Source organism: Bacteroides sp. ET489, assembly GCF_030518095.1.
GTDB classification, from domain to species: Bacteria; Bacteroidota; Bacteroidia; order Bacteroidales; family Bacteroidaceae; genus Bacteroides; species Bacteroides ndongoniae.
This window is the reverse complement of record NZ_JAULLJ010000084.1, coordinates 1-3,759: the sequence shown is the minus strand read 5'-3', so window position 1 is coordinate 3,759 and position 3,759 is coordinate 1. Positions and strand designations below refer to the sequence as shown.

Sequence of the window (3,759 nt, the reverse complement as noted above, 5' to 3'; positions counted from 1 at the left end):
AATATTTATTACGTCCAAATATTGTATTAACTTCAAATTCTTTATCAAATCTCAAAAGACTAGTCTTCTTAATTAAAAAGGTCGAAGCATCTCACACTTTGTGTAAGCCCTCCGACCTTCACTAGTTTAAAAAAGTCTGCTATTCACTTTTCCGTAAGCACACTTTATACTTCATTCCCAAATAGCAAAGTCTATTCGTTTTCGATATTCTTTTTCAGCAATCTGATATAAAATACTCCACCAGCAATCTGTCCTGGTTTACTACGGAAAGTAACCGTGATTGAGGATTTACCTTCTAACATATTTACCGGTATCGGATATTCTACATTGACCAATTCTTCCCTATTCCATTTACCAACCAAGTTCTCCTCAACCAATAATTCGCCATCAATCAGAATATCAAACGAACGGTTAGAGGTTTCATTTCCCCAATAACGAACCATCAACGAAAGATCTGTCTTACCATCTGTTGCCAGGTTATATTGGAAGTATCCACCATCACGAGCATCACGCCACGGTTCACCCTGGAAGTGACCAGTTTGTGATTTTTCATATTTCATCTTATGATCTACTTCAGGCTGCTGCTCTGCAGTAGCTACGGCATCCACTGTACGTTGGTCAAGCAACAATTTACGTTGTTCTGCTTCACGCTCTGCTTTCTGAAATTCCGCATATTCTGCATCATTCATCGAAAGCCAGTACATCATATAACGGCAATCATGTATACGGAAGAAAGGTTCCAATACCAAATCTGAAAGTTTTTCTCCCTTCAAAGTAAACAAATCGGGAACAGTATAACACATTTTTTTTCCTGCTACCGGTTGCATATTTTCCAATTTAGAAAGTACAGTCTTACGATCACCTATGATAAACGGAGTATCAAACACAGAAACCAGCGGACCATGAGCGATGTGCCCCCAGCGATCATCATCTGCAATTAAGCCATCCAAATGTTCAGTGCCCATACGTGCTCCCAACAAAATAGGACCACGCATAATCGCAATATAATTAGACACATTCGGCAACTCTTCTACAGTAACTTTCATCGAAGTGGTTATTTCAATCACATCCCCATCCTTCCATTTTCGGTCTATCTCAATATAACTTGAGGGCTTAGAATCTACCGCATAGTCTTTTCCCCGACAAACGACCTTCATTGCGCCTGCTTCACACCACCAAGGATGCCGAATAAGCAACTTTGCTTTTACTGCTTTCTTCACATGCAATACCAGCCGACTGCTTTCTCCATCTGGGAAAGATGTTTCTTGAGTTAAGGTAATCCCTTTCTCTTTCCAGTTCAATTCAGAAGCAACAAATAGATTCACATACAAATCATCACCATGATGAGTATAAATGAACTCACCATATTTCCCATGATTTTCCATACCCGTACCTACACAACACCACATAGCACTGTTCGGTGCAGAGTAAACACGATAGTGAGCCGGACGTGCAGATGTAAAATACACGTATCCTCCATGTTCAGGATGCTGAGTAGAAAGAATATGATTGAACATTGCTCGCTCGTAGAAATCGGCATAACGAGCTTCCGGATGCATACGGAAAAGACCTTCCGTCAATTTCAGCATATTATTGGTATTACAAGACTCAGGGCCTTCACGATCCTCTACGTAACTTTTACAATCAGTAGCAGCAGGAAAATGTTCACGACGACTATTACCACCCAAAGCTAAAGAACGATTATTCACCACTGTATTCCAAAAGAAGCATGCCGCAGAATCGTAAGTAGATTTATCCTGTTCTCTACCAGCCATATCGCTCAATTCTGCAATACGTTGATATCCTACAACTTTAGGAACTTGGGTATTGGCGTGTTTGTTATCCAAATTGTCCACTCCAGCAACCATACTATCCAACAACCAATGATGAGAGAAACGTTTAGCGGCATCCAAATATTTCAAATCACCGGTCATCTGATAAGCATCAGCATATACTTCATCCATGCCACCAAACTCATTACCCAACATCTGCTCCATTTGTTCTTCATTAAGAGGAGCGATGATCGTCAATCCCCAATCGCAAAGATCTAAAAACATTTGACGTGCTTCTTCGCTTCCTCCATACGACCATGCATCTCTCAAACCAGCATAAATCTTATGCATATTATACCAAGGCACCCAGTACTTCCAAACAATTCCAACGTTGCCTTTCTTTATCTCATTCCAAGCCACCATACCATTAGGCACACCACCAACGTAGCCGTTACCATGTTTTTGTTGACAACGCTTCAGTTCGGCAAGCATATAATCCATACGCTGTTTACACGCTTCATTTCCTGTAGCCGCATAATGAATAGCCAACGCTGACAGGTAATGACCTCCAACATGCCCGTCCAAATCTTTCCAATTCGGGAAACTTTCTCCTTTAGGAGTCAAGCCTGCTTCTTTCAAGAAAGGAGCCAGCAAACGGTCTACGTCATACTTCAACAGCACATCCACATTCAAGTCACATGCATGTTTAAATGGGCCATCCAACAACTTAACCTCTCCTAATGGAAACGTATTGGAATATAATTTATCCTGAGCAACACTATTCGGCATAATGCCCACAAGACAAAAGGCTGCAATAAAAATATTTTTTTTATTAATCATAATTGGACAAATATAAAAATAACACAACGATGCAAATGTACAAAAAATCACCTAATATTTATTACTTTGCATCATATTCAGAACCTAATAACTTTTACTTCGTAATAGATTTTTCCAACAAATCTTTCACAAAAGGTTTCGGTTGATAGTCACGATCAAAAAGCAACGCATAATCTTTACGTCCACGTACGGGAAATCCATTCTTCCACGAATCTCCGTCACTTACTCCCCATGCTGTAACTCTGCTAATCACATCAGAATGTTTAACAAAAAGATTCATAAACTCAGCCATTCGTTTATTCCACTTTTCAGAAACACTATCAGGCAAAGAAACCGGATAAGGATTTAATGCTTTGCGAAAAGCAACCGTATCAGCAATATTTGCCGTACGATTCACTTCTGGAAGTGCGCTCATATCCCATTCTGTAATCATGACTTTGGCTCCTGTTGAAGCAAAAGCCACGATACTCTGTTCAAAATCAGCCAAATCTGGATAGTTCATTCCAACATGTCCTTGCATTCCAACAGCATCTACCCGCAATCCTCTAGCCTTCATATCATTAACCAGCTTAACAACAGCATCGCGTTTCCCTTTAAAATGCATATTATAATCGTTGTAATACAATTCTGCATCTGGATCTGCCTCATGGGCATATTGGAAAGCTAAAGGAATAAATTCTTCTCCCAAAATCTGATAAAATTTACTATTTCTATAAGAGCCATTCTCCATGATAGCCTCATTCACAACATCCCAGCCTTTAATCCGTCCTTTATAACGACCAACAACCGTCATAATATGATCTTTCATACGCTGCTTCAAAACTTCTGGAAACACATTATTTCCATCTTTATCTACACAGAACCAAGGTGCCAATTGTGAATGCCATATCAGACAATGACCAGTAACTGTCAATCCATTATCCTCGCCAAATTTAACAAATTCATCAGCCTGACGAAAATTATATCTGTCTTCCTGAGGATGAATGGTCTGGCATTTCATACAATTTTCCGCCACAATAGCATTAAAATGTTTTTTCACTATATTTACTCCATTTGTATCTCGCCCAGAAGACTGAAACGTATTCAACGTGAGTTCGATATAAGCAAATAAATATTTCACTGAAAATTAGGAACATAGCGATAAAAG

Annotated in this window: 1 protein-coding gene and 1 pseudogene; both read right to left on the bottom strand. The window is 39.4% G+C overall.

The window, feature by feature from the left end; all coding sequences use genetic code 11:
* Positions 1 to 191: 191 nt before the first annotated feature.
* Positions 192 to 2,612 carry a beta-L-arabinofuranosidase domain-containing protein gene (locus tag Q3C19_RS17955; protein ID WP_302731189.1) on the bottom strand — a complete coding sequence of 807 codons (2,421 nt, stop codon included), beginning with the start codon at positions 2,610 to 2,612 and terminating at the stop codon, positions 192 to 194.
* A gap of 94 nt (positions 2,613 to 2,706) precedes the next feature.
* Positions 2,707 to 3,699, bottom strand: a pseudogene (locus Q3C19_RS17950) (endo-1,4-beta-xylanase); the annotation flags it as partial.
* Positions 3,700 to 3,759 lie beyond the last annotated feature (60 nt).

Excerpts from the sequence above, each read along its gene's own strand:
- Q3C19_RS17955 (WP_302731189.1), bottom strand. The coding sequence starts at position 2,612 with ATGATTAATAAAAAAAATATTTTTATTGCAGCCTTTTGTCTTGTGGGC.